General features: G+C 59.3%; 26 protein-coding genes, 1 tRNA gene and 1 pseudogene. 16 read left to right on the top strand and 12 right to left on the bottom strand.

Annotated elements, in window-relative coordinates:
• The first annotated feature begins 225 nt into the window (after positions 1-225).
• The 4 genes and pseudogenes from AC4PS6_RS26225 (at position 226) to AC4PS6_RS26210 (ending at position 2,607) form a co-directional block, all read left to right on the top strand.
• The gene (locus tag AC4PS6_RS26225; RefSeq protein ID WP_014716799.1) at positions 226-558 is read left to right on the top strand and encodes a DUF2790 domain-containing protein; all 333 of its coding nucleotides are present in this window, start codon (positions 226-228) and stop codon (positions 556-558) included.
• A gap of 96 nt (positions 559-654) precedes the next feature.
• Positions 655-1,431, top strand: a pseudogene (locus AC4PS6_RS26220) (PAS domain-containing protein); the annotation flags it as partial.
• Between the two features lie 108 nt (positions 1,432-1,539).
• Positions 1,540-1,971: a methyl-accepting chemotaxis protein gene (locus AC4PS6_RS26215; protein WP_370712620.1), complete on the top strand. Its 432-nt coding sequence runs from the start codon at positions 1,540-1,542 to the stop codon at positions 1,969-1,971.
• Positions 1,972-2,031: 60 nt separating this feature from the next.
• A complete protein-coding gene (locus AC4PS6_RS26210) occupies positions 2,032-2,607 on the top strand; it encodes a flavin reductase family protein (protein ID WP_236466029.1) in 576 nt (191 codons plus the stop codon).
• Between the two features lie 131 nt (positions 2,608-2,738).
• Here the strand turns inward: AC4PS6_RS26210 and AC4PS6_RS26205 are convergent, their stop codons facing one another.
• Positions 2,739-2,975 (bottom strand): hypothetical protein, encoded by a 237-nt coding sequence (locus tag AC4PS6_RS26205; RefSeq protein ID WP_050587211.1) that lies wholly within the window; start codon positions 2,973-2,975, stop codon positions 2,739-2,741.
• Positions 2,976-3,411: 436 nt separating this feature from the next.
• Positions 3,412-4,221 carry an AraC family transcriptional regulator gene (locus tag AC4PS6_RS26200; RefSeq protein ID WP_014716803.1) on the bottom strand — a complete coding sequence of 270 codons (810 nt, stop codon included), beginning with the start codon at positions 4,219-4,221 and terminating at the stop codon, positions 3,412-3,414.
• A 162-nt stretch (positions 4,222-4,383) separates the two neighbouring features.
• On the opposite strand from AC4PS6_RS26200, the gene ddlA reads away from it, so the two are divergent.
• Entirely contained in the window at positions 4,384-5,481 is a 1,098-nt protein-coding gene (gene ddlA, locus AC4PS6_RS26195) for a D-alanine--D-alanine ligase (RefSeq protein ID WP_336827500.1), read from the top strand.
• A gap of 22 nt (positions 5,482-5,503) precedes the next feature.
• Here the strand turns inward: ddlA and AC4PS6_RS26190 are convergent, their stop codons facing one another.
• The 6 genes from AC4PS6_RS26190 to AC4PS6_RS26165 all read right to left on the bottom strand — a co-directional run bounded on the left by AC4PS6_RS26190 (position 5,504) and on the right by AC4PS6_RS26165 (position 9,959).
• Positions 5,504-5,818: a helix-turn-helix domain-containing protein gene (locus AC4PS6_RS26190; protein ID WP_019817027.1), complete on the bottom strand. Its 315-nt coding sequence runs from the start codon at positions 5,816-5,818 to the stop codon at positions 5,504-5,506.
• Positions 5,805-6,047, bottom strand: a complete 243-nt coding sequence (locus AC4PS6_RS26185) for a hypothetical protein (protein WP_197986766.1) — start codon at positions 6,045-6,047, stop codon at positions 5,805-5,807. The genes AC4PS6_RS26190 and AC4PS6_RS26185 overlap by 14 nt, the downstream gene beginning before the upstream one ends.
• Before the next feature lie 272 nt (positions 6,048-6,319).
• A complete protein-coding gene (ggt, locus tag AC4PS6_RS26180) occupies positions 6,320-8,149 on the bottom strand; it encodes a gamma-glutamyltransferase (protein WP_336827377.1) in 1,830 nt (609 codons plus the stop codon).
• Between the two features lie 38 nt (positions 8,150-8,187).
• Positions 8,188-8,967: a PhzF family phenazine biosynthesis protein gene (locus tag AC4PS6_RS26175; protein WP_336827376.1), complete on the bottom strand. Its 780-nt coding sequence runs from the start codon at positions 8,965-8,967 to the stop codon at positions 8,188-8,190.
• A 128-nt stretch (positions 8,968-9,095) separates the two neighbouring features.
• Positions 9,096-9,172: transfer RNA gene (locus tag AC4PS6_RS26170), tRNA-Met, on the bottom strand.
• A gap of 235 nt (positions 9,173-9,407) precedes the next feature.
• Positions 9,408-9,959, bottom strand: a complete 552-nt coding sequence (locus tag AC4PS6_RS26165; RefSeq protein ID WP_014716807.1) for an RNA polymerase sigma factor — start codon at positions 9,957-9,959, stop codon at positions 9,408-9,410.
• A gap of 264 nt (positions 9,960-10,223) precedes the next feature.
• Here AC4PS6_RS26165 and AC4PS6_RS26160 point away from each other — a divergent pair, with 264 nt between their 5' ends.
• The 11 genes from AC4PS6_RS26160 to sctU are packed head-to-tail and all read left to right on the top strand — an operon-like array spanning position 10,224 to position 20,364.
• Positions 10,224-11,288 carry a TyeA family type III secretion system gatekeeper subunit gene (locus AC4PS6_RS26160; protein ID WP_014716808.1) on the top strand — a complete coding sequence of 355 codons (1,065 nt, stop codon included), beginning with the start codon at positions 10,224-10,226 and terminating at the stop codon, positions 11,286-11,288.
• The gene (sctV, locus tag AC4PS6_RS26155) at positions 11,285-13,378 is read left to right on the top strand and encodes a type III secretion system export apparatus subunit SctV (protein ID WP_014716809.1); all 2,094 of its coding nucleotides are present in this window, start codon (positions 11,285-11,287) and stop codon (positions 13,376-13,378) included. The genes AC4PS6_RS26160 and sctV overlap by 4 nt, the downstream gene beginning before the upstream one ends.
• Before the next feature lie 37 nt (positions 13,379-13,415).
• Entirely contained in the window at positions 13,416-14,315 is a 900-nt protein-coding gene (locus AC4PS6_RS26150) for an FHA domain-containing protein (protein WP_020301449.1), read from the top strand.
• Positions 14,312-15,670 carry a FliI/YscN family ATPase gene (locus AC4PS6_RS26145; protein ID WP_014716811.1) on the top strand — a complete coding sequence of 453 codons (1,359 nt, stop codon included), beginning with the start codon at positions 14,312-14,314 and terminating at the stop codon, positions 15,668-15,670. The genes AC4PS6_RS26150 and AC4PS6_RS26145 overlap by 4 nt, the downstream gene beginning before the upstream one ends.
• Complete coding sequence (gene sctO, locus AC4PS6_RS26140) at positions 15,657-16,085, top strand: type III secretion system stalk subunit SctO (RefSeq protein WP_014716812.1); 429 nt, start codon at positions 15,657-15,659, stop codon at positions 16,083-16,085. Before AC4PS6_RS26145 ends, sctO begins: the two co-directional genes overlap by 14 nt.
• Positions 16,082-16,540: a type III secretion system HrpP C-terminal domain-containing protein gene (locus AC4PS6_RS26135; RefSeq protein WP_014716813.1), complete on the top strand. Its 459-nt coding sequence runs from the start codon at positions 16,082-16,084 to the stop codon at positions 16,538-16,540. Before sctO ends, AC4PS6_RS26135 begins: the two co-directional genes overlap by 4 nt.
• Positions 16,537-17,550 (top strand): FliM/FliN family flagellar motor switch protein, encoded by a 1,014-nt coding sequence (locus tag AC4PS6_RS26130; protein WP_020301450.1) that lies wholly within the window; start codon positions 16,537-16,539, stop codon positions 17,548-17,550. Before AC4PS6_RS26135 ends, AC4PS6_RS26130 begins: the two co-directional genes overlap by 4 nt.
• Positions 17,547-18,200 carry a type III secretion system export apparatus subunit SctR gene (gene sctR / locus AC4PS6_RS26125; RefSeq protein ID WP_014716815.1) on the top strand — a complete coding sequence of 218 codons (654 nt, stop codon included), beginning with the start codon at positions 17,547-17,549 and terminating at the stop codon, positions 18,198-18,200. Before AC4PS6_RS26130 ends, sctR begins: the two co-directional genes overlap by 4 nt.
• A 7-nt stretch (positions 18,201-18,207) precedes the next feature.
• A complete protein-coding gene (sctS, locus tag AC4PS6_RS26120) occupies positions 18,208-18,471 on the top strand; it encodes a type III secretion system export apparatus subunit SctS (RefSeq protein ID WP_014716816.1) in 264 nt (87 codons plus the stop codon).
• 10 nt (positions 18,472-18,481) lie between these two features.
• Entirely contained in the window at positions 18,482-19,270 is a 789-nt protein-coding gene (gene sctT / locus AC4PS6_RS26115; RefSeq protein ID WP_492181062.1) for a type III secretion system export apparatus subunit SctT, read from the top strand.
• Complete coding sequence (gene sctU, locus AC4PS6_RS26110) at positions 19,267-20,364, top strand: type III secretion system export apparatus subunit SctU (protein WP_020301452.1); 1,098 nt, start codon at positions 19,267-19,269, stop codon at positions 20,362-20,364. The genes sctT and sctU overlap by 4 nt, the downstream gene beginning before the upstream one ends.
• Here sctU and AC4PS6_RS26105 read toward each other — a convergent pair whose 3' ends face one another.
• From AC4PS6_RS26105 to AC4PS6_RS26090, 4 genes are read right to left on the bottom strand one after another with little or no spacing between them, the layout of a single operon-like run.
• Positions 20,365-20,730 carry a transcriptional regulator gene (locus AC4PS6_RS26105; protein WP_336827365.1) on the bottom strand — a complete coding sequence of 122 codons (366 nt, stop codon included), beginning with the start codon at positions 20,728-20,730 and terminating at the stop codon, positions 20,365-20,367.
• Complete coding sequence (hrpT, locus tag AC4PS6_RS26100) at positions 20,727-20,930, bottom strand: HrpT family type III secretion system protein (RefSeq protein WP_014716820.1); 204 nt, start codon at positions 20,928-20,930, stop codon at positions 20,727-20,729. Before hrpT ends, AC4PS6_RS26105 begins: the two co-directional genes overlap by 4 nt.
• Entirely contained in the window at positions 20,927-23,068 is a 2,142-nt protein-coding gene (gene sctC / locus AC4PS6_RS26095; protein WP_014716821.1) for a type III secretion system outer membrane ring subunit SctC, read from the bottom strand. Before sctC ends, hrpT begins: the two co-directional genes overlap by 4 nt.
• 14 nt (positions 23,069-23,082) lie before the next feature.
• The gene (locus AC4PS6_RS26090) at positions 23,083-23,475 is read right to left on the bottom strand and encodes a hypothetical protein (protein ID WP_014716822.1); all 393 of its coding nucleotides are present in this window, start codon (positions 23,473-23,475) and stop codon (positions 23,083-23,085) included.
• Between the last annotated feature and the right edge of the window lie 272 nt (positions 23,476-23,747).

Raw genomic sequence — 23,747 nt, 5'->3', positions numbered from 1 at the left:
ATGCGCTCCTCGGTGATGGCAGTTATCGGCTTCTTATAGAGGCGGGCGTTTTTATTGATCTGGCCCTGGCTGATAGTTGCAAACGACGGATAACAGCTGCATGGCGCGAAGATTACAATTCTGGAAACTAACGGCCATCTAACAAATAAGTAATGTTCTGGTGAACCTGGCGTCAGGGTGGGTTGGTTAATCTCGACACTGAACTTTTCAGTCGAGGAAACCGCGATGAACTTTTATAAAGCAGGTTTGGCTGTATTAACGGCTGTGTTGTCATTCGGCGCACTGGCCGAAGGGGGTGGGGATCGCACCTTTGCCCTGATGATGGAGCGCAATGAGAAAGCCATGGCCGCCTACGCCATCAAAAAAGGCAAGCCGGTGCCCGAAGTCCAGGCGTACCGCTATGGCATGGACCTGGACATTGCCAAGGTCGTCAACGTGACGCCGCCGATCCGCTCGTGCAACGCCGTGCCGTCGCGCATGACCTATGAAGACTCCAGCGGCAAGCTCAATACCCTGGAATATCAGGTCATGGGCGTATGCCGTAACAATGGCGGTTGAAAATATAGTTCGGCCCAGGGCTCAAGCGCTCTTCAGAAAACCCCGGCAGCGCCGATGCAAGGGAGTACACCCACCTCACTTGCCTAACGGTGCCCCATGTTCAATACCCGCCTGAAGCAGGAGCTGACCGCTCTGCGCGAAGAATTGTCGAGCTTGCTTCAGGTGAAAGAGAGCCTGGAAAGCGAAATGCTCTGCCTGACGCTGGACCCTGAAGGCCGTGTGGAGTGGGCCAATGCCAACTTCCTGCAGGAGCTGGCTTACTCGCTGGGCGAGATTGTCGGGCGCGCGATCGAAGACTTGGTGCCGGCCCACGTGCGCCAGGACGAGTTCCAGCTGCGCTTCAAGCACGCGCTGGCCCGCGGCGAACACTTTGCCGGCGCCGTGCGCCTGATGCGCGGCAATGGCAAGGAAGCCTGGTTGCGCTCAATCGTGCAGCCGGTGCGCAGTTCTGAGGGGCGCATCAAGCAGTTTTCGATGTTCTCCAGCGACCTTACTCGCACCATCGAGAGTTCGCGTGAACATGAAAACCTGATCACCGCGCTGATGCGTTCTACCGCGTTGATCGAGTTCGATCTGGAGGGGCATGTACTCACCGCCAATGACCGCTTCCTCGGCGCCATGGGTTACAGTCTGGCGCAGATCGAAGGCAAACATCACCGTATGTTCTGTGAACCACAGGAATACAACAGTGCCGAATACCAACAGTTCTGGAAGCGCCTGAACGCCGGTGAGTTCGTCGCCGCGCGCTTCAAACGCGTGGACAGCCACGGCCGCCTGGTGTGGTTGGAGGCCACCTACAACCCGGTGCTGGACGCCAATGAGCGGTTGTACAAAGTGGTCAAGTTCGCCACGGTCATTACCGACCAGGTCAACCGCGAGCAGGCGGTGGCCGAGGCCGCCAATATTGCCTACAGCACCTCGTTGCAAACCGACGACAGCGCCCAGCGCGGTACCACTGTAGTCACCCAGGCCGTGGACGTGATGCGCGACCTGGCCCAGCACATGCAGCAGGCCGGCGAAGGTATCGAGGCGCTGAATGCCCAGTCCCAAGTGATCGGCAGCATCGTCAAGACCATCAGCGGCATTGCCGAGCAAACCAACCTTTTGGCGCTCAACGCCGCCATCGAAGCGGCGCGTGCCGGTGAACAGGGGCGGGGCTTTGCGGTGGTGGCCGATGAAGTGCGGCAATTGGCGTCACGCACCAGCAAAGCCACCGAGGAAATTGTCGGTGTGGTGCGCCAGAACCAGGACATGGCCCGCGACGCGGTGGCCTTGATGGCCGACGGTCGTGCGCAAGCCGAGCAGGGCCTGGCCCTGGCGGCGGAGGCGGGTACCGTGATCGTCGAGATTCAGGACGGTGCGCAAAAGGTGGTGAGTGCGGTCGGGCAGTTTGCCAATCAGCTGTCGAGCTGACCTGTCGGGCTTGTGCTTGAGGTATCGTAGGTCTTTTCTCGCTTGCAGAGCTGATCGACCATGAGCCCTACGTTCCGTCGCCCCGTACCACTGTCCAAGGCTTACCGTTTGCTCAACCACGGGCCGACCGTGTTGGTGAGTGCAGCCCACAACGGCCAGCGCAATATCATGGCCGCTGCCTGGGCCATGCCGCTGGATTTCGAACCACCGAAAGTCGCGGTGGTGCTCGACAAGGCCACCTGGACCCGCCAACTACTGGAAGGCGCCGGCACTTTTGTGCTGCAGGTGCCTTGTGTTGCGCAGGCTGATCTGGTGCAGACGGTGGGCAATACCCGCGGCGTTGAAACCGACAAATTCGCAGCCTATGGCCTGCACACTTTCAGCGGTGAGCACACCGAGGCGCCGATGCTGGAAGGCTGCGTGGCCTGGCTGGAATGCCGCTTGCTGCCCGAGCCGCATAATCAGCAGACCTATGACCTGTTCCTGGGCGAAGTGGTCGCGGCCTATGCTGATGAGCGGGTATTCAGCGAGGGCCGCTGGCATTTTGAGGGGCATGATGAACTGCGCACGTTGCACCATGTGGCGGGCGGAAACTTCCTGGCCATTGGTCAACCGGTTGTCGGGCGCCAGCTCTGACAGAGGCGCAAAGCCACGAAGATCAACTGTGGGAGCTGGCTTGCCTGCGATGGCATCATCTTGGTGTACCTGATGTACCGAGGTGTCTGCATCGCAGGCAAGCCAGCTCCCACATGGGGTTTATGGTGTCTTCAGGTTCGTGGCATGCACTCGAGGGTGCGGTTTACTACGGTCTTGGCCATCTCCAGCAAGTGCCATGCGGCATGGATTCGGGCGCGGTCGTGGGGTTGCAGGTGATCGCAACAGTCCCACACCGTGGCCGATGCGCTGTTGATCAGATGGGAAATATAGAGTTGAGCGTCTTCGAAGCTGAGTTCTTCATTGACGACTAGGCAATCCATGGGTGGATCGGGAAGTGCTTTGGTCATGGTGTAACTCCTGATTAAGGCAGAAGCCGGCCCAGTCGCGACTAAACGAAGGGTGGCGGCTGTACGCAGGTTAGTCGACCGGCTAATCAGGAAAATCCGGCGCACCCGAGGGTGCCCTGCGCACAGCCACCATAAACCTCATGGAGGACCATGCGCCTGATTAGAGTCCGGGCGACTAAACCCGATCACTGAAAAGGCAGTGACGGGCCGAAGACTAGCCATCGATTCCAACAGGCACAAGGCGGCAGGGATTGTCTCGGAAACGTCCTGCAATTTAAAGGGACGCAGCTTGCTGGCCCTTTACAAACCATGACCAAATGCCAGCAACGCCACCTCATCCAACTGTGGGAGCTGGCTTGCCTGCGATAGCGGTGTGCCTGATACACCTAGGTGTCTGCATCGCAGGCAAGCCAGCTCCCACAGTCCAACCCAGTACTCAGCGTCCGAGCATTTTCACCCAACGCGATGGCGGCATGCCGTAGGTGCTGCGAAATTGGCGGGTCATGTGGCTTTGGTCGGTAAAGCCCGCGGTCATCGCCGCATCCACCAACGATTGGCCCTGGGCCAACAAGTGGCGCACCAGGTCCAGTCGGCGCATGGTCAGGTAGCGGTAGGGGCTGGTGCCGAATAACAAACGAAAATCCCGCGATAACGCCCACCGGTCGCGGCCGGCGTGGTCGGCAATTTCATCCAGGGTGATGCTGCGGCCCAGGGCGCTGTGGATGAATTCACGGGCGCGTTCGGCCGCGATGTAGTCGAAGGATTTACGGCGGATGATGGCCCCTGACGCAGCGCTCAGCGCGTGGGCCAGGTCGAACATTGCGTCTTGCTCTTGCATCGGGTCTATCGGGCAATCCAGGCTCTGCAGCAACACTTCGCTGGCGCGGTGCAGCCGTGGGTCGGTGGACAAGCCGCCGGGGATAAACGGCAACGGCTGGCCACCGAGGATCTGCTGGATCAGCGCCGGCTCCACATAAATCATCCGATACTTGAAGCCTTCGTCGCTGCCGGCGCGACCGTCATGGGTTTCATCGGGGTGGATCACCATGGTGGTGCCAGGCAGGCTGTGGGTCGTGCCGCCGCGATAATGAAAACTCTGTACGCCGAACAACGTGCGCCCGATGGCGTAGGTGTCATGGCGATGAGGGTCGAAGGCAAAGCCGGCAAAGTACGCCTCGATACGGTCAAGGCCACTGGCGTGGGGCGCGCGGTGCAGCCAGTCGAGGGAGTGGATGGGGTTGCCCATGGTGACTTGTCACAAAAGGAGGTGGAAACACGTTAACTGAGTCTGCACCGGTTGTCTGCTGGGGTCTTGTACGATTGTGCAGGTATTGGGCAATGCACATCGGGTAGCGAATCGCTGACCACCCATGGTAAGAAGCCTTACTTTCAACAGTGAGGCCGGGTCATGAGCAAGGTGCGGGTAGGGATTATTTTTGGGGGGCGTTCGGCTGAGCATGAGGTCTCGCTGCAATCGGCGCGCAACATTGTCGATGCCCTTGATCGCTCACGCTTCGAGCCGGTTTTGATCGGTATCGACAAGGCCGGTCACTGGCACCTCAATGACACCTCGAACTTCCTGCTCAACCAGGAAAACCCGGCGCTCATCGCCCTCAACCAGTCCAACCGTGAATTGGCCGTGGTGCCCGGCAAGGCCAGCCAGCAAGTGGTAGAGACCTCTGGCCAGGGCGTGCTGGAACACATCGACGTGATCTTCCCGATTGTCCACGGCACCCTCGGTGAAGACGGTTGCCTGCAAGGCTTGCTGCGCATGGCGGACTTGCCCTTCGTCGGTTCCGACGTGCTCGGCTCGGCGGTGTGCATGGACAAAGACATCAGCAAGCGCTTGCTGCGCGACGTGGGCATTGCGGTCACGCCGTTCATCACCCTTACGCGAGCTAATGCGGCGCGCACCTCTTTTGAAACGGCCGCTGGCAAGCTCGGTGTGCCGATGTTCGTCAAGCCCGCCAACCAGGGTTCGTCGGTGGGGGTAAGCAAAGTCGGCAGCGAAGCCGAGTACCGCGCTGCCGTTGAACTGGCGTTGGGGTTTGATGAGAAGGTGCTGGTGGAGTCCGCCGTCCAGGGCCGTGAGATCGAATGCGCCGTGCTGGGCAATGACGAGCCCATCGCCAGCGGTTGTGGCGAGATCGTGGTGAGCAGTGGTTTCTATTCCTACGACAGCAAATACATCGATGGCCAGGCCGCCCAGGTGGTGGTGCCGGCGGCGATCAGTCATGACGCCAGCGAGCGGATCCGCAGCCTGGCCATTGAGGCGTTTGAAGTGTTGGGCTGCGCCGGGTTGGCGCGGGTGGATGTGTTCCTGACGCAGGACGGCGAAGTGCTGATCAACGAGATCAACTCACTGCCCGGTTTTACCCGCATCAGCATGTACCCCAAGCTGTGGCAGGCGGCAGGCATGAGCTACAGCGAGCTGGTGAGCCGGTTGATCGAGCTGGCGCTGGAGCGGCATGCGGGGCGCAAGGGCTTGAAGATCAACCGCCAGTGATTGGCCCGAAGCAGTAACGCGATCAGGCGTTACTGAGTACTTCGCGAAAAACGTCCGGCCTTATGGCCGCAATATGCAGTAGCGAACGTGCTGCTCCGGAAGGTGCGCGACGCCCTTGCTCCCATTCTTGAAGGGTTCTTACTGACACGCCCAGAAGCTCGGCAAATTTGGGTTGTGAGAGCCCTGTCTTGCTTCTTGCTTCGGCAGCCTGAGTGACCTCAACGTGCTGCACGGCACCGTAACGTCCCGCTTTGACATCCTGAATGGCTGTGAGTAGTTCTTCGCCTATATTGCGTTTGGCGTCACGTTCCTTCAGTTCTTTATCAGTGAGTGGCATGGTTCATTTCCTTTGCGATTTTGTACAGGATATGTGCCGGAATATTCTCCGTGGCGCTCTTGCCATAAATCAGTAGCGCGACGACTGCTCCGCACTCCAGTTGTGTGGTGTAGATGACCCGCACTGATCCACTTTTACCCCGGCCCTCCATGCTCCAGCGTATCTTTCGGCAACCTCCCGAGCGCGGAATGACATTTCCAGCATCAGGATGGCTGGCGAGAAACGCCATGAAGATACCTTTTTCATCTTCAGTCCAATAGTCAGGCCATTGCCTGCTGAAGAGAGGGGATTCTATGAGAGTGAACACGCGAAATTCTACGTCTTTGACGTAGCCTCTGGCAAGAAAGGGCGGGCCAGAAAATCGCAGGTGAGATGGGGCTGCTCAAGAAGGTTTTTATCGCAAAAGATGACATGGCACTTTGAGTTCTGGCGCTCCGCGTAGGATTTAAGGCGTAAGGGTGCAGGTCTTTTTTTATAAGCCTGTACGGATAGATCAACACCTTAATCACCCAACGCCTCACCTTCACGCCGAGGGTCCGCGCCACCACTGAGCGTCACCTTACCCTGGGCATCCCGTGTGCGCACGATGGCCTGCACGCCGCTGGTCATCTCGATCTCGCTCAGGGCGTGGCTCTTGTCCTTGAGCGCCTGTTTCAGCGCCGGACTGAACAGCCCAGCTTCCAACTCGGTAGCACCATTGCGACTGCCAAAGTTGGGCAGGCTGATGGCCGCCTGCGGGTCGAGCTTCCAGTCGAGCATGGCCACCAGGGATTTACTCACGTACTCGATGATCTGCGAGCCGCCGGGGGAGCCGACGGTAGCCAGCAGTTCGCCCGAGTTGCGGTCGAACACCAAGGTCGGCGCCATGGCCGAGCGTGGGCGTTTGCCCGGTTGTACGCGGTTGGCTACAGGCTGGCCGTTTTCTGCGGGGATGAACGAGAAGTCGGTCATCTGGTTGTTGAGCAAAAAGCCCTGGACCATCACATGAGAGCCGAATGCTGCTTCAACCGTGGTGGTCATCGACACGGCGCCGCCCTGGTCGTCCACTGCCACCACCTGTGAGGTGGAGATGCGCAGCGGCGAGCGGTCTGGCGCATACGCTACCTGAATACCGGCGGGTTGGCCGGGCTTGGCGATGCCCATGCTGCGTTCGCCGATCAGCGTGGCGCGCTGCGCCAGGTAACTCGGTGCGACGAGGCCGGCGACGGGTACGGGGGTGAAGTCTGCATCGGCCACGTACAGCGCGCGGTCAGCAAAGGCCAGGCGCCCGGCTTCGGCGAGCAGGTGCACGGCCTCGGGTGTCGGCTCAAGCCCGGCCGGCGAGGCACTCTTGACCGGTGTCATAGGGGCGATGGCCAGGCGCGGGGTGCGGGTTTCCAGCGCCTGCAGTGTCCCGAGGATCTGCGCCACGGCAATGCCGCCCGAGGACGGCGGTGGCATGCCGCAGACCTTCCATTGTTTGTAGTCGGTGCACAGCGGTGCGCGTTGCTTGGCGGTGTAGCTCTTGAGATCAGCCTGGGACAGGCTGCCGGCATTGCGATGGCCCTGCACCTTGCGTGCGATCTCATCGGCAATCGATCCTTGGTACAACGCATCCGGCCCTTCCTTGGCGATGCGCTTGAACACCGCGGCCAGAGCCGGGTTTTTCAACAGCGTGCCGGTGGCTTTTGGCGAGCCATCGGCATTCAGGAAGTACGCCGCCATGTCGGGCGATTGCGCGATAAAGCGGTCAGCCGCGATCAAACTGTGCAAGCGTGGGGAAATGGCGAAGCCTTGCTCCGACAGGCGAATCGCCGGTTCAAACAGCTTGGCCCATGGCAAGCGGCCGCTCTTTTGGTGCGCCATCTCCAGGGCGCGCAATACCCCTGGAGTGCCCACCGAGCGCCCGCCAATCTGCGCATCCGTGAACGCCATGGGCGTACCGTCGGCCTTCAGGAAAAGACGCTCCGTGGCCCCGGCCGGCGCAGTTTCGCGGCCGTCATAAGCCTGCACGTTGTGCCCATCCCACAGCATGATGAACGCACCGCCGCCGATGCCGGAAGACTGCGGTTCCACCAGGGTCAATACCGCTTGCATGGCAATCGCCGCATCAATGGCTGAACCGCCTTGACGCAGCATTTCACGCCCGGCTTCAGCGGCCAGCGGGTTGGCGGCGGCGGCCATATGGCGCTCGGCGTGGCGTGTGCTCAGGTCGGTGCGGTAGCCCGAGCCCAGCTCTGGCGCCGGAGGCTGTTCGTTGACGGGCGTGTGGCAGGCGGCGAGGGCCAGGGTTGCGGCGATGACTGTCAGACTGCGGCGGGAAATCAAAAACACGCGCTGAACTCCGTTCATGTTGAGAAGGTGCTGTGGTCCTTGGGCTACTGCGTTGTTTACAGGTAAATCGTGCCTTGCATGTACAGCACGGCCTTGCCGGAAATAATCACCCGGTCACCCAGCAGTTCACAGCGCAGCTGGCCCTTACGCTGGCCGCCTTGCTCGGCGCTCAATTGCGATTTGCCCAGGCGCTCGGCCCAGAAAGGTGCCAGCGACGTGTGCGCCGAGCCGGTAACCGGGTCTTCATTAACGCCCACATTCGGGCCGAACCAGCGCGAGACAAAATCAAACCGAGTGCTTTTAGCGGTCACCGCAACCCCGCGTTTAGGCAGGCCTTTGAGCCGCGCAAAGTCCGGTGTGAGAGCCGCCACCTGTGCTTCATCTTCCACCAGCACGATGTAGTCGTCGGTGCCAAACACCTCGGCGTTTTCAAGCCCCAGGGCGCTCAACATGCCGTGGGGCGGCTCGCAGCGTTCGGGTTTTTTGGCCGGAAAATCCATCGCCAGCTCATCGCCGTTGCGCGTTACCCGCAACTCGCCGCTACGGGTGGCAAAGCGCAGAACCTGCGGGGCGTCCGCCAACTTGTGGATCAATACCCACGCGGCTGCCAACGTGGCATGGCCGCACAGGTCCACCTCAACTTCCGGCGTGAGCCAACGCAACTCATAGAACTCGCCACGGGGTACAAAGAACGCGGTTTCCGAAAGATTATTCTCGGCTGCAATCTGCTGCAGTTGCTCGTCGGCCAGCCACTCAGTGAGTGGGCACACCGCTGCCGGGTTGCCGCCGAAGGGATGGTCGCTGAAAGCGTCGACTTGGTAGATGTCCAGTTGCATCGGGGCACTCCGTGTTTAGGGGAGGCAGGACACTAACAGTGGGGTTGGGGGGCGTCAAAATACAGTTGGGGAGTTTTTTTGCGCGCATAAAAAAACGGCCTACCTTCCGGTAAGCCGTTTTTAGTACTTGGTGGCTACACAGGGACTTGAACCCCGGACCCCAGCATTATGAATGCTATGCTCTAACCAACTGAGCTATGTAGCCAAGTGGCGCGCATTATTCGCTTGGAACGGCAATGCGTCAAGCGTTTTTGTTGAAAATTTTTCTACGCTTTCAACTGTTTAAGCCAAAGCGCTGATTTTGGCGACGGGCGGTGGCGAATGCACCGTGCATGAGGGGAGCGCAAGCGCTAAGCGTCTTCGAGGGTCTACTCACGGGCCCAGTCCGACAGTGTTGGGCAGATATCCCTGTCGCCCAACGCTTGACTGGCTAGTTCAACTTACTGATGCAGTGGGGTGTGGGTGACGCGCTTGAGCTGTTCGCGTGCCCGTGACAGGCGCGAGCGCACGGTGCCGATAGGAATGTCCAGTACGTCGGCGGTGTCCTGGTAACTGCCGTCGGTTTCCAGGGAGGCATACAGTGTTCTGCGCATCTCTGTGGGCAAGTGATCAATTGCGCTCAGGGTATTTTCCAGGCGTCGGTTGACCTCGAATTCCCAATCCAGGCTGTGGTTTTCTTCATGGCCATGCCACAGCGACTCGTCGAATTCGCAATGAGAGGGCTTGGCATACAGGCGCCGGAAGTGATTGCGGATCAGGTTCTGCGCGATACCGCACATCCAGGTGCTGAGCGTCGCGGTACCACTGAAGCGCTCGCGATTGCGCCAGGCCTCCAAGTAAGTCAGTTGCAATAGATCATCCGCGTCTTCCGGGTTGAGGACCCGTTTGTGAATGAAGCGCCGCAGTTTTTTCTGTTGATCGTCTGTCAGATGGAGCATGAATTGAGGCGAATTGCCACCAAGGTGAACTAAGGCTTCAATAGGGATATTCATGATTTTTTCCTTAAGGTAGACGCAGTCGAAAACGTATCGACAGGAACCCGATTGCACTGCGTGTGCCAAAGAGAAAAAATCGTTTAATAGCTTGATATACATAGATAAATATTTTGAATGGAGGTGTTTTTACGCAGACTTTTGCACGGGGGAACAGGTGCCTGTGCAAGTCTTTTCAAACCCGCCTCAGCCTCAAATTTCTATGGAACCGTATGGGTGGGCCTCGCCACACAGGGAAAACACTCTTCCTGAACTGGCCTGTCCATGAAAGTCGAATCTCGCAACGATGTGCAAACGGTCCAAAGCTCGGATCAACCTGTTATCAACACTGGCTCCGTGCCTGCACCTGCGAAGGGTGTCGACGAACTGGCCCATCTGTTCAATCAGGAAGTGGAGCTCAATAAGCTCCCGCTGGCCCATCGGCAAATGGGCGTGCGCGTGCCTGCGGCTGAAAAGCTGGTGGAGCTTTATGACCAGTTGGGTCACCCGGCCCAGGCGAGCATGGCTTCGGTTTCGCGCCGAATCAGGATGCAGTTGCTGCAAAGCGCCAGTCTCGAAAAATTGCTCGACCTCGCCGGAGGCGACCCGGCGCGTGCTTTCGTGGTGCTCAAGCATGTGGTGAGCGAGGCGGACGCTGAAGTCCGTAAATCCGAAGCGGCCCTGGCACACGCAGCCATCGCCAAGCTGGAGGCGCGTTTCAAGGGCGAAATCCAGGCCGGCCTGAACATCGCCTTAACACTGCAAGCCGCCAGCGTGGACCCCGAGGAGCGCCAGGCCCTACGTGCGCTCTACTACGCCAGCGTGGTCACGCGCCAATCCCTGGCAACAATGATGCAAGCCCTGCTGGGTGTATACGGCGGTGATGGGTTTCAAGAAGGGCTTAACGTGATGCGTAAAGCCCTGGCAGACGATATTGCCGCCTTGGTGTCCTCGGTGCCTACACCATTGCTGCGCTCCTTGCTGGTGGGGCTGCGAAGCTGCGGGCAGTTGAGCGCAGTGCTGGCCAGTTGCGTGACGTGCAAGCAGCGCCTGGAGATGGAGGATGAGGCCGTTACGCTGCTGCAGCGCCTGCTCGGATATGCCAGCAGCGGCATAGGCGCCGATGAAATTCTGCGGTTGGGGAATGAGATGGGGAGTGGTTCGCCTACCAGGCAATTGACAGCTCTCAACGCGCTTTACCCTCTGATCCGGCAGTTACCTTTGGCCTTGTGGCCTGACACCAGAGTCCGTGAGGAAACCTTGTTCAAGTTTGTAGCGGTGATGGACGAACTGAACCGGATCGATGGCGGAACCCAGCGTTCTCCTGAGCTGGCCGAGGCTATGACGTGACTCTGCTGTCGACCATCAATGGCTTACTGCTCAAAGTGGCACAGCGAGCTGAAGTGCTGGGCGCTGTGGTGGTCATGGCCATTATCTTTATCTTTATCGTTCCACTGCCGACCTGGCTGGTAGATATTCTGATTGCTCTCAATATCTGCATATCTTGCCTGTTGATCGTACTGGCGCTTTATCTACCGGGCCCTTTGGCGTTCTCGTCGTTCCCGTCGATCCTGTTGTTGACCACTATGTTTCGATTGGCGCTGTCGATCGCGACCACGCGCCTGATCTTGTTGGAACAGGACGCCGGTGACATCGTTGAGGCGTTCGGTAATTTTGTGGTGGGGGGAAACCTGGCGGTGGGGATGGTGATCTTCCTGATCCTGACCCTGGTCAACTTCCTGGTGATCACCAAGGGTTCGGAGCGGGTTGCCGAGGTCGCGGCGCGATTTAGCCTGGATGCAATGCCGGGTAAGCAGATGTCTATCGACAGCGATTTGCGTGCCGGGTTGATTGACGGTGTGCAGGCGCGCGACAAACGCGATCAGCTGTCGCGTGAAAGCCAGCTGTTTGGGGCCATGGATGGCGCCATGAAGTTCGTCAAAGGCGACGCCATCGCCGGTTTGATCATCGTCGTAGTCAACCTGTTGGGCGGCTTCTCCACGGGCATGTTCCAGCACGGGTTGAGCGCTGCCGATTCCATTTCGTTGTATTCGGTGCTGACGATTGGCGATGGCCTGATAGCACAGATTCCAGCGCTGCTGATCTCTCTGACTGCGGGCATGATCATCACCCGCGTGGCGCCGGATGGACGCAAAGGCGTCAGTAACATGGGCGTCGAAATTGCTCGGCAAATGACCAGCGAGCCCAAGAGCTGGGTGATTGCCTCGGTGGGAATGCTTGCGTTTGCCCTAGTGCCGGGCATGCCTACCCTGGTGTTTATTCTTATCGCGCTGATCACCGGCTGTGTGGGTTACTACCTGGTACGCCAGCGTCAACGACAGGCAGAGCCCGCCAACGAAGCCGCCGAGGTCGTTCGACCTGAAGAGAACGGTAAAGAGGACTTGCGCGGATTTGATCCGTCGCGCCCCTACCTGTTGCAGTTTTCCCCCGTGCTGCGCGGAACGCCTGAGGTGACGGACCTGATTCATGGGATTCGCCAGGCGCGAAACTCGCTGGTCGCCAATATCGGCCTGACATTGCCGCCGTTCGAAGTTGAACTCGATGATTCCCTGGCCGCCGATGAAATGCGCTTTTGCGTGCATGAGGTGCCCATGGTCAGGGCGTCAGTGGTCAACCATGTGGCTGTTGAGCGCAAGGCGCTGACGGTTGAGCCTGAGCACGCCATACCGGGGCTGGCTGAGCGGGATGAACAGGATTGGCTCTGGTTGCCTCCTGATGACCCGCTGCTGGAGGACCCAGAGCTGGAGCGCTTCACGGCTACGCACCTGATCCTGGAACGCATGAGGCAGGCAATGATGCTTAGCGGGCCGCAGTTCCTGGGGATTCAGGAGAGCAAGTCGATCTTGAGTTGGCTTGAGCATAACCAGCCGGAACTGGTGCAGGAACTGCAGCGCATCATGCCGCTCTCGCGTTTTTCGGCGGTGTTGCAACGCCTGGCCAGTGAAGGCGTACCGCTGCGAGCAGTGCGGCTGATTGTCGAGTCGCTGATCGAGTACGGGCAGCATGAGCGTGAGCCGGAAGCCCTGGCCGACTATGCGCGCATTGCCCTCAAGGCACAGATCTACCACCAGTACAGCGAGGCCGATGGCCTGCATGCCTGGCTGTTATCTCCGCAGAGCGAAAACATCCTGCGCGAGGCGCTGCGCCAGACCCAGACCGGCGTGTTTTTCGCGCTGGACGAGAACCACAGCGCGGCCTTTATCAGTTTGCTCAACCAAGCCTTTGTTCTAAGGGCCAAGAGCAAAAGTGTGATGTTGGTGGCGCAAGACTTGCGCAGCCCATTGCGGACCTTGCTGCTGGAAGAGTTCAACCATGTACCGGTGCTGTCTTTCGCTGAGTTGGGAAGCACATCCAAGGTCAAGGTCCTGGGGCGCATAGACCTGGGCCAGGAAGCCTTGATGCGGGGGGCGGCGGCATGAGCCTGCGGCCATGGTTAATACGAAGGAGGGCTCGATAATGTATGAGCTAAGGGTGCTTGATGGCCAGCGCCAGGGCGCTGCGTTGCCGTTGTTTGGCGAACAATGGAGCATTGGCGCCCAGGCAGATGCTGACTTGGTGCTGAACGATCCAGGGGTTGCCGAGCAGCATGCGTTGCTGCGCTTTTTTGAGGCTAACTGGTCGGTGCAGGCCCAGGCGGAACTGTTGTACGGGGCTGCTGGGCAAGCCATGGCGCAGATCCCGAATCTGGCATTGAACGTGCCCTTTCTGGTGGGCAGCGTAAGGTTGTGCGTCACCCTGGCGGATCAACCGTGGCCCGAGCCTGTGGCGCCGGCGGCCGCAGCGGTGCCATCGCCGGATGAACCCGCGCAGGCACTGATGTTGTCCGCCATTGCGCCCTCGCAGCAAAAGCGCTTGATCAGCCTGGTGCTGGTGATGGCGATCATCATCGCCGTAGTGGGCATGGTCTCGACAGGGGAGCATGAGGCCCAGGCTTCGCTGATGCCTGCGGTGGCTGGAAAACAGGAACTGGCCTCGCCGATTGATGTGCGCCAACAGTTGGTGAAGATGCTTGGCGAGCGTGAGTTGAACCCGCGCATCGGCTTGCAGGTGATCAACGGCCAAGTCGTGCTGAGCGGGGATGTTTCCCAGGAGGATGTGGAGTTGGTGTCGCGGATGCTCAGCCGTTTTGGTGAGCAATTCGACAGTGCGGTGCCGGTGATCAGTCGTGTCCGTGTGCGCGATGAGGCCTTGCCGTTCAGGATTGTGCAGATAGTGGGCGGACCGAACGGCCACGTGGTTCTGGAAGAGGGCAGCCGGCTTTTTCTGGGGGATCAGATAGACGGCCTGCGCCTGGTGCTGATCGACAACAGCAAGGTGGTTTTCGACGGTGCGCAGCGTTATGAGGTGCTTTGGTGAGTACGCAATTGCAAGCGCGTCTCGACGCCTGGCAACAGCGCCAGGCCCAGGCGCTGAGCAGCTTTGCGCCAGTGGCGATGCGTGGTCGCATCCAGCGCGTCAATGGCATGTTGCTGCAATGCCGATTGCCTCAGGCGCGCATCGGCGATTTGTGCCAAGTGGAAAAAGGGCCGGGCGATTTCATGCTCGCCGAAATCATCGGCTTTGATCAGCAGGATGCAGTACTCAGTGCCCTGGGTAATCTGGAAGGCGTACGAGTGGGCGCTGGCGTTGAGCGCCTGGGCGTTTCGCATCGTGTGCAGGTCAGCGAGGCGCTGTTGGGCCAAGTACTGGATGGTTTCGGGCGACCGATTACGGGGCAGGGCGCCAGTGCGTTTGTCGAAGCTGAACTGCCCGATACCAGTGCGGTGCTGTGTGAAGCGCCGTTACCCACCGAGCGCCCGCGGATCAACCGTGCCCTGGCCACTGGGGTGCGTTCCATTGATGGCTTGATGACGCTGGGTGAAGGCCAGCGCGTCGGTCTGTTCGCCGGGGCCGGTTGCGGCAAGACGACCTTGTTGGCCGAGATCGCCCGTAACGTCGAATGCGACGTCATCGTGTTCGGCCTGATCGGCGAGCGAGGCCGCGAGTTGCGTGAGTTTCTCGACCATGAGCTGGATGAGCAACTGCGCTCCAAAGCGGTACTGGTGTGTGCTACGTCTGATCGCTCCAGCATGGAGCGCGCTCGCGCTGCATTCACCGCCACGGCGTTGGCTGAAGGTTTCCGGCGCAAGGGTCAACGGGTGTTGTTGCTGATTGATTCCCTGACTCGTTTCGCCAGGGCCCAGCGCGAAATTGGCCTGGCTGCCGGTGAGCCCCTGGGACGCGGTGGTCTGCCGCCTTCGGTGTACAGCTTGCTGCCGCGTCTGGTGGAACGCGCCGGGTTGACCCGTGACGGTGTGATCACAGCGATCTACACGGTGCTGATCGAGCAGGACTCCATGAACGACCCGGTGGCCGACGAAGTGCGTTCGTTGCTTGACGGTCATATCGTGTTGTCGCGCAAATTGGCCGAGCGTGGGCACTATCCGGCGGTGGATGTGCTGGCGAGCCTTTCACGAATATTGAGCAACGTCGCAGAACCTGCGGATATCCAGGCGGGCACGGCGTTGCGGCGTTTGCTATCGGCGTACCAGCAGATTGAGTTGATGCTCAAGCTGGGCGAGTACCAGCCTGGCAGCGATGCCCTGACGGACCTGGCGGTGAACAGTCGCCAAGCGGTGGATGGTTTCCTGCGCCAGGATTTGCGTGAGCCGACACCGATGGCTGTCACGCTGGAGCAACTCAAGGAGCTGACCGCCCATGTCCCATTCTGACGTACTGCTCGGTGAGGTGGAGACGCTGCGGCGCCTGCGCAGGCACCGGGCCGATCGGGCCGAGCGTGCCCTGCGTGAGGCCAAGCGTGCACAGCAGGCCCTGCTTGCGCACATCCAGCAGGCCCAGGAAGCACTTGAACAGACTCGGCAGGAGGAAGCCCGGCAAAGTGCGCAGTTGCTCAGTCAGCATCAGGGCCAGACCCTGACCTTGAAGGGGCTGAAATCCTGGCGCGCCCAGGAACACTCCTTATCCGCCAGCACCCAGCGAGAAGAGGGGCAGCTTGAGGCGTTGCGCAGCCAACGGCCAGTAAAAGAAAGCCACGTTGGCAAAGCCCAGAGGCAAGCCACCGAATGCTTGCGACAGGTTGAAAAGTTACAGGAGTTATCACTTTTACTGGCACGGGAGCCGGCATGACTAAGGTTGCTAATAAACCCCCTCAAAGACCGCCCCTGCGTGAGCCACGGGAAGAACGTGAGCCGGGAACAGCGGGCGTGGTGCCCTGGGAGCAAGGGCGACTGTTTGCGCGGCTGTTTGCTGATGAGCGTGAGGGCACAGGGACGGGAGCCTCCTTATCGGGAAAAAAATCAGCATCCGGTATCGCCATGATCGAGGCGCTCGCCGAACAGCTGGCGCCGCGTGTATTGGCCGGTTCGCAATGGCCGTTGCAGGCAGTGTTGTACTTGCCACGTCTGGGACGGATCAATGCCAGCGTGCGCCGAGAACAGAGCGCCTGGACCATTGAGCTGGAAGCAGAACAGGGCGCCACGGCACGCTGGCTCAGTGGCGTACGACAGCAGTGTGAGGAACGTTTTGCGCAAGCGCTGGGGCGGCCAGTCAGCGTACTTGTGCCAAGCGTCGGCAACCTATGATCGTACCGCTACTGACATTCCCGTCGATCAAGAGCGACTTGGTTGCCGCACGCAACCGACTGGGGCGCGGCCTGTACCTGCCGTTCCATGTCGCGGGTCAGGCCGGTGAGCTGCGGCTTGAGCCTGGACGTGCGCCAGTTGGCAGTGAAGCGGTGTGCTTTGACACGCAGTGCGGCGTGCTGGCGCTCGCTAAGGCAGGGCCGTTGCTCAGCCTGATGGGCGAGTGTCCGGTGACCCTCGCTGGGGCCGACAACGAACCAGACTCCTGGTTCTGGGCGTTGTTCCAGTATTACCTGAGCCCCGAAGTGCGGTCGTTGTTGGGTTATGTGAGATTGCTGCACACCGAGCGACCAAGGGGGTTTGGCTGCCGCCTCACCGTGACCCTGGGGGCATCCTGGGCTGAGGGTTATGCCTGGTTGAGGCCCGAAAGCTTTTTGGCCTTGCACGAGGCGAGTTCCTGGCGGGCCACGGCTGCGCCACTGCCGTTGTCGTTTCAATTGGCAATTGCCGTGACCCTTGGGCGGTTGCGGTTACCGATTGTACAGGCCAGTAGCCTGCGGACCGGCGATGTGCTGGTGCTTGAACAGACCTTTTTCCAGGCCCTGGGCAGCGGCTATGTGCAGGTTGGCAGAGAGCGCCTGCACGGGGGCATTGACGATGACAACGGGCGCTTACGTTTCATTCTTACTTCTATCGAGGACATGTCCGTGGACGAAGATTTAGCTGTACCTCATTACTCGGGGCATGAAAACGATGAACCTGTCATGGACGTATTCGGCCCCGAGCCGTTCGATGAGTTGAGCATGACGCTGAACGTACGCTGCGGAACACTGAACCTTACCCTGGGGGAGCTGCGTAACCTCGTGCCCGGCTCGGTATTGGGCATTGCCGGTTTCGCCCCGGGCACGGCGGGACTGTATTACGGTGATCGACCCATCGGCCAGGGACAGTTGGTGGAAGTTGACGGGCGTCTGGGGTTGCAGTTGTCCCGAGTGGTGTTCGGTCGATGATTCTTCAGGGGCTGGACCCGGTAGTTCTGGCGGTATTTCTGGGGGCGTTGTCGTTGATGCCCATGCTGTTGGTTGTCTGCACAGCCTTCTTGAAAATCGTGATTGTGCTGATGATTACCCGCAATGCCATCGGCGTACAACAGGTGCCTCCAAGCATGGCCATCAACGGAATCGCCCTGGCTGCCACCTTGTTCATCATGGCACCGGTGGGGTATGAGATCGCCGAGAACCTCAAGGCTTCGCCTCTGGACATGACCAACGTGCAAACGTTTCTGAGTACCGGCAATGAGGCCATCAACCCCTTGCGTGCCTTCATGCTGCGTAATGTGGACCCGGATGTGCTGACCCATCTATTGGAAAATACCGCACGTCTGTGGCCAGCGAAAATGGCGCAGGAGGTGCAGCGTGAGGATCTTATCCTGCTGATTCCGGCCTTTGTGCTTTCGCAATTGCAGGCGGGGTTCGAGATCGGGTTCCTGATATATATCCCCTTCATCGTGATCGACCTTATTGTTTCCAACCTGCTGCTGGCGCTGGGTATGCAGATGGTCTCGCCGATGACCATTTCCCTGCCGCTCAAGCTGCTGCTGTTCGTGCTGGTGTCTGGCTGGTCGCGGTTGCTCGACAGCCTGTTCCTTTCTTATCTCTGAGTGGCGTATGGAACCTATCGTGCTGTTCAAGCAGGGCATGTTGCTGGTGGTTGTACTGTCGGCGCCGCCGCTGATCGTGGCGGTGGTGGTGGGGGTACTGACTTCCCTGGTACAAGCACTGATGCAGATCCAGGACCAGACATTACCCTTTGGTATCAAGCTAGTGGCGGTGGGTGTCACATTGATCCTGACGGGCCGCTGGATTGGCGTTGAGTTGATCCAGCTGATCAACCTGACGTTTGAAATGATCGGCCGTTCGGCCCTGAACTGAGGCGTTGCCTGTGCTGCTTTATCTTGACTACCTGCCCAGCCTGGTGATTGGCATGGCGCGTATTTACCCCTGTGGCATTTTGGTGGCGGCGTTTTGTTTTCAGCACGTGCGAGGCCTGCCTCGGCACACCATCGTGATGGTCCTGGCGCTGCTGCCCGCGCCGGGTATTCACGCAGCTTTGGCAGGGCAGGACCCTTCAGCAATCATGCTCGGTGCGCTGATGATCAAGGAAGTGGTCCTGGGGTTGCTGCTCGGGGTGTTGCTGGCGATGCCGTTCTGGATGTTCGAGTCGGTCGGGGCGCTGCTGGACAACCAGCGTGGAGCCTTGGCAGGTGGCCAACTTAACCCGTCACTGGGGCCGGACGCGACACCGATCGGGCACATGTTCAAGCAACTGGCGATTTACCTGTTGATGGCCGTTCTGGGGTTGGGCACGCTGACCCAGGTGATCTGGGACAGTTATCTGATCTGGCCACCCACCGTGTGGTTTCCGTTTCCAGCGGCTGATGGCATGAGCGTATTTGTCGGGATGCTGAGTGACACGTTCATGCACATGATGCTTTACGCTGCGCCCTTTATTGCCGTGTTGTTGCTGTTGGAGTTTGGCATCGCGTTGCTGGGCGTCTACAGCCAGCAATTGCAAGTGAGTACCTTGGAGCCACCGGTTAAATGCCTGGCGGGAATCGGTATTTTGTTGCTGTACTTTGCATTGTTGCAGGATCTTATTGTCGGGCGTATGAGCCAGCTGGGTGACCTTAAGCACTATCTGGGGCTTTTGTTCTCGGTCTCGGCACCGTGAGTGATTCGGGGGAAAAAAAGCACCCGGCGTCCGCCAAGAAACTGCGTGACCAACGCAAGAAAGGTCAGGTCGCGCAGAGCCAGGATGTGAGCAAGCTGTTGGCACTGACGGCTATCAGTGAAGTCGCCTTGTTCACTGCCGAGACCAGTTTGCAGCGCTTTCAGCAACTGATGGTGTTCCCGATGTCGCGCTTGAGCCAGCCGTTTGTGCGAGTGCTGGAAGAAGTACTGGTGGAGGGCCTGGTCATGTTTTTCTCGTTCTCTCTGCTGATGGCCGGGCTTGCAATTGCTGCGAAGCTGATTGGCAGCTGGATGCAGTTCGGCTTGTTGTTCGCCCCGCAAACGCTCAAGCTGGATTTCAATCGCCTCAACCCTATCAGCCAGATCAAGCAGATGTTTTCTGCCCAGTCTTTGATGAATCTGTTGATGAGCATAGCCAAGGCGTTCCTCCTGGGCCTGATTGTGTACGTGGTGGTTTGGCCCTCTTTGGGGGCGTTGATCAATCTTGCCAACAGCGATCTGCAGAGTTACCTACTGGCGCTGATCGCGTTGTTCCGTCACTTGCTGCATGCCTGCCTGGGGCTGTTGCTGGTGTTGGCGTTGATCGATCTGACGTTGCAGAAGCACTTCTTCGCCAAGCGTATGCGTATGACACAGGTTGAGGTCGTCAAAGAATACAAAGACATGGAAGGCGACCCTCATGTGAAGGGGCAGCGCCGTCAGTTGGCGCAGCAATTGGCCCAGGAGGAACCGAAGGTCAAACTGCCCAAGCTGGAAGAGGCAGACATGCTGGTAGTCAACCCGACGCACTTTGCGGTCGCCCTGTATTACCGTCCTGGCAAGACGCCTCTGCCCCTGCTGATCAGTAAAGGCACGGACGACGAGGCGCGAAAACTGATCGCGCGCGCGAAGGCCGCCGAGGTGCCCGTGATTCAGTGTGTGTGGTTGGCGCGTACGATCTACACCAAAAAGTTGGGAGCCAGCATTCCTCGCGAAACCCTGCAGGCCGTGGCGTTGATCTATCGCACCTTGCGCGAGCTGGACGATGACGCCAAACGCGAGACGCTGGAGCTCCCGGAGCTTGACCAGCGCTGATCAGCGAATGGATCGTGGGTCCAGGACACTGAGACCTGCCAGCGAGAGCATCCGGCTCAGCGTCCTGTCCAGATTGCCGGGCGGTGTTGGCAGCGCGTGCCAGATCACCATGGCGCCCTGGGCATCGAGGTAGACAAAGCACCCCTCGAAGACCAGGGCCTGCTCAAAGCGGCGCTGTAATATCCGTTGCAATTGCCCGGCTTGCAACGCTTCGCGAGCGACATGCAGAGCCAGCCCCGGGCGATTGCCGGCCTGCAACGTGCACACTTTGATACCGGGCGCGAGGGACTGGTGAGCGGCAGCGCCGCTCACCAGGTCGTTCAGCGCTACCTGGGGTTGGTTGCCGGGCATTTGCGTCGTGCTCATCGCTCCAGCGATACCGTCTGGTAGTCCGCGCGCTCCCCGGACGGTCCAGGCTGGACGCGCATGTGCGATGGCCACCAGATCACCATCTTCTGCGCGGTCGACTGCGGGCGTGAGCAGGAGTCGCCTTTGCATGTTGGGGTACAAGCGCTGACGAGCAGCGCCGCACCGATCAGGGTGACGCACAACAATTGATGCTTCATGGTCGGGCCTTTTTGACAGGAGTAATCAAGGTAGGGCGCGGTACGCTGAGGTGTTCATCCTTCTTCACCGGGCGCATGGCGATAAAGACTTCGGCTTCTTCTCCCGGCTTCAACCAGGCGCGTGGCCACACGGTGACGGCCAAAGTCTGCGAGTTACTGCATTCTTTTTCATCGATGCGCACATTGCGGTTGAACTGGTTGCGCATCACCACGACGGCGACGTTGTACTCGGGGCCTGCGTACCATTGGCTGCGCTCGGTGTTCAGCGCCAGCAAGTCGCGGGGGCTGCACAGCGTGTTCAATCCCAGGGGCATGGGCGCCAACTTGAAGGCCTTGGGCACTTCTCCCGTTACCAGATGCGCCAACGTGCTGATGATGTCGCTACGCTTGATCTCGGGCTGGTGAGGGGCGTTGCGCCTGGCCAGTGGTGCAAGGGCCGTCTGCAACTCGGCCTGGTCTGCCTGAGGCAAGTAGCGGGACGGATCGGCCTGGTCGCCGATGACGCGTGGGGTGATGATGAACAGGCGTTCACGCCGATTGTTCTGCCGTTCGCTTGAAGAGAACAACGCCTTGCCCAGCAGTGGGATATCGCCCAGCAGCGGCACCTTGTTGTGCTTGTCGGTGCTTTCCGTGACATGGAATCCGCCCACCACCATTGAGCGTTTTTCCGCCATGACCGCCTGGGTACTGACGTTACCGCGGCGCACATCCAAGTTATTGAGGTCACGATTGGGGTTGGACTCATCGAACGTACCGTCCTCGATATCCACCACCAAGTGAATCTGATGGCTGCCTCGGCTGGTGATGACGCGGGGCACGACCTGCACGCTGGTACCCACGGTGACCGGCAGGATGGTTGCGTTCTGACGACCGGGTGTCAGGTACTGAGTGCGGTTGAAGTCGATCACCGCCGGTTGGTTTTCCAGGGTGAGCACGGAGGGGTTGGACACCATGGTCGCCAGCCCCTTGGCTTCCAGGGCGCGTATGTCAGCATAGAAACGGTCGCGATTCTCGATCGACAACTGCTGCGATGTGCCGGGCGCCATATTTGCACCACCACGGAAACGGCTGTTCTGAAACCCCCAGTTCACGCCGAATTCACGCAATTGGGTGCGCTCGATATCCAGAATGATCGTATCGATTTCCACCAACTTGCGCGCCACATCGAGTTGAGCGATCAACTCGCGGTACATGGCCTGGCGCTCTGGCAGGTCATAAATGAGCACCGCGTTATTGCGCATATCGGCTTCGACGCGAATGCGACTGGTGGGTGCCGGCGCCCGCGGGGTGAGTGTGGCGCCAATATCCATTGGCATGGGAGTGCTGTTTGTAGCGAGCATCTGCCCCAGCAACGGGTTGCTCAAGCGGGGAACGTTGGGTACGAGAGGGGCGGGCTGTGAGGCGGGGCGCTGGGCTAACGCAGGGGGTGTCGCGTTGGAGCGTGGCTCCAGTAAGCCCCGCACAATGCTGGAAACACCGGCAATGGTGATCTTCTGGCCGCGATAATCCACGTGGCGATCCGCTGCATTGGCAAACTTCAGCGGGAAACTCAGCACGCTCTGTTTTTCGTCCACCGAGCGGCGTTGGCTGCTGAACTGTTTGACTTGCTCGATATAGCGCCGAGGCCCTGAGACCAACACGATGCCATCGTCGGGCAACTCACCCCAACCGAAGCGGCTGTCGAGCAGGCCGATATCAGTGAGGGCTTGCTTGAGGTCGGCAATGGTCTCGGAGGAGACCTCCAGGCGCGCTGACTCTTGCTGGTCCAGAGTACTGACGTAGAGCGTGTTGTTGTACAGGTACCATTGGAAGCGATGCTCTACCCCCAGGCGGTCGAGCAATGACTGCGGGGTGTTAGCGCGTATCTTGCCATTGACGATGCCTTCCAGCAGGCCCTCGATCTGCAGCTGTGTACCGAAGGTCTGGGCGAAATCTTCGAGTACCTCGCGCACCGGCTTATGCTCGGCTTCATAAGCGTAGGCGGTGTTTTTCCATTCCGAAGGGATGGCGGCCAGCGCGCTTTGTGCTGAAACCAGCAACCAGGAAAACAAAAACACATTCCGCCAGTGGGTTCTTTTGGCTGTAACGGCAGGCGAGCCAAGGTACGAGCGATTGCCCTTATGGGTCTTGTTAGACATAGACAGTTCTCTGATTAGTACGAACGTGAACTTAGCGGGGTGGGTTTGAGGTTTTGAACTGGGCGAGCAAGTCGTGCATTGATTGCGCGCCATGTGTCGCGTTGGTTGAGCAGGGCTTCAAGGCAGCCAAGCAGGCCGGCTTCTCCACGGTCGGCGCGCAGGCTGTTAATCACCCATAGCGCTCCCGTGTCGGCTTTTTGAGCCAATGCACCTTGAAAATGATTCAAGCTGGCCGCGCCCAGGCGCAGCCAGCCTTGCAAGGCTGAGTTATCGGGTAGAGAAGAGGTCAGTTGAGCCCCCAATAAAACGGTGTCTCCCTGACGTTGCAGGGTGACTTCGTCGTCGCCCTCAAATAGAGCGATTTTTTCCTTTCCGCTGCTCAACCAGTCACTCACGAGCGCCTTCATCTACTGGAAGCTTTCAATAGTTGTTTTAAGCATTTGGTTGACGGTTTTACCGTGCTCGTTATAAAGCGCAAAGGTGACCTCTCTACGCGTTACCAAGTTGTGAAAGAGTTCGCTGTCTTCGGCGGCCAGGCTTTCTTCGAAGCCGGCTTTGAACTCCTTGTATGTCGATGTTTTATTTCGGGCAATCGAATGAGTCAGTTCTTTGAAAAAAATCCATGATTTTTCCTCGGTTTTCTATTGTCGATGGATGAATTTAAACAGTCAGCTCTGAG

It is taken from the genome of Pseudomonas sp. DW-iso17, from assembly GCF_058725345.1.
The sequence above is the reverse complement of the archived record's forward strand: the minus strand, read 5'-3'. Positions and strand labels throughout refer to the sequence as shown.

Coding starts and splice junctions, on each gene's coding strand:
- AC4PS6_RS26225 (WP_014716799.1), top strand. CDS start 226: ATGAACTTTTATAAAGCAGGTTTGGCTGTATTAACGGCTGTGTTGTCA.
- AC4PS6_RS26215 (WP_370712620.1), top strand. CDS start 1,540: ATGCGCGACCTGGCCCAGCACATGCAGCAGGCCGGCGAAGGTATCGAG.
- AC4PS6_RS26210 (WP_236466029.1), top strand. CDS start 2,032: ATGAGCCCTACGTTCCGTCGCCCCGTACCACTGTCCAAGGCTTACCGT.
- AC4PS6_RS26205 (WP_050587211.1), bottom strand. CDS start 2,975: ATGACCAAAGCACTTCCCGATCCACCCATGGATTGCCTAGTCGTCAAT.
- AC4PS6_RS26200 (WP_014716803.1), bottom strand. CDS start 4,221: ATGGGCAACCCCATCCACTCCCTCGACTGGCTGCACCGCGCGCCCCAC.
- ddlA (WP_336827500.1), top strand. CDS start 4,384: ATGAGCAAGGTGCGGGTAGGGATTATTTTTGGGGGGCGTTCGGCTGAG.
- AC4PS6_RS26190 (WP_019817027.1), bottom strand. CDS start 5,818: ATGCCACTCACTGATAAAGAACTGAAGGAACGTGACGCCAAACGCAAT.
- AC4PS6_RS26185 (WP_197986766.1), bottom strand. CDS start 6,047: ATGGCGTTTCTCGCCAGCCATCCTGATGCTGGAAATGTCATTCCGCGC.
- ggt (WP_336827377.1), bottom strand. CDS start 8,149: ATGAACGGAGTTCAGCGCGTGTTTTTGATTTCCCGCCGCAGTCTGACA.
- AC4PS6_RS26175 (WP_336827376.1), bottom strand. CDS start 8,967: ATGCAACTGGACATCTACCAAGTCGACGCTTTCAGCGACCATCCCTTC.
- AC4PS6_RS26165 (WP_014716807.1), bottom strand. CDS start 9,959: ATGAATATCCCTATTGAAGCCTTAGTTCACCTTGGTGGCAATTCGCCT.
- AC4PS6_RS26160 (WP_014716808.1), top strand. CDS start 10,224: ATGAAAGTCGAATCTCGCAACGATGTGCAAACGGTCCAAAGCTCGGAT.
- AC4PS6_RS26150 (WP_020301449.1), top strand. CDS start 13,416: ATGTATGAGCTAAGGGTGCTTGATGGCCAGCGCCAGGGCGCTGCGTTG.
- sctO (WP_014716812.1), top strand. CDS start 15,657: ATGTCCCATTCTGACGTACTGCTCGGTGAGGTGGAGACGCTGCGGCGC.
- AC4PS6_RS26135 (WP_014716813.1), top strand. CDS start 16,082: ATGACTAAGGTTGCTAATAAACCCCCTCAAAGACCGCCCCTGCGTGAG.
- AC4PS6_RS26130 (WP_020301450.1), top strand. CDS start 16,537: ATGATCGTACCGCTACTGACATTCCCGTCGATCAAGAGCGACTTGGTT.
- sctR (WP_014716815.1), top strand. CDS start 17,547: ATGATTCTTCAGGGGCTGGACCCGGTAGTTCTGGCGGTATTTCTGGGG.
- sctS (WP_014716816.1), top strand. CDS start 18,208: ATGGAACCTATCGTGCTGTTCAAGCAGGGCATGTTGCTGGTGGTTGTA.
- AC4PS6_RS26105 (WP_336827365.1), bottom strand. CDS start 20,730: ATGAGCACGACGCAAATGCCCGGCAACCAACCCCAGGTAGCGCTGAAC.
- hrpT (WP_014716820.1), bottom strand. CDS start 20,930: ATGAAGCATCAATTGTTGTGCGTCACCCTGATCGGTGCGGCGCTGCTC.
- sctC (WP_014716821.1), bottom strand. CDS start 23,068: ATGTCTAACAAGACCCATAAGGGCAATCGCTCGTACCTTGGCTCGCCT.
- AC4PS6_RS26090 (WP_014716822.1), bottom strand. CDS start 23,475: ATGAAGGCGCTCGTGAGTGACTGGTTGAGCAGCGGAAAGGAAAAAATC.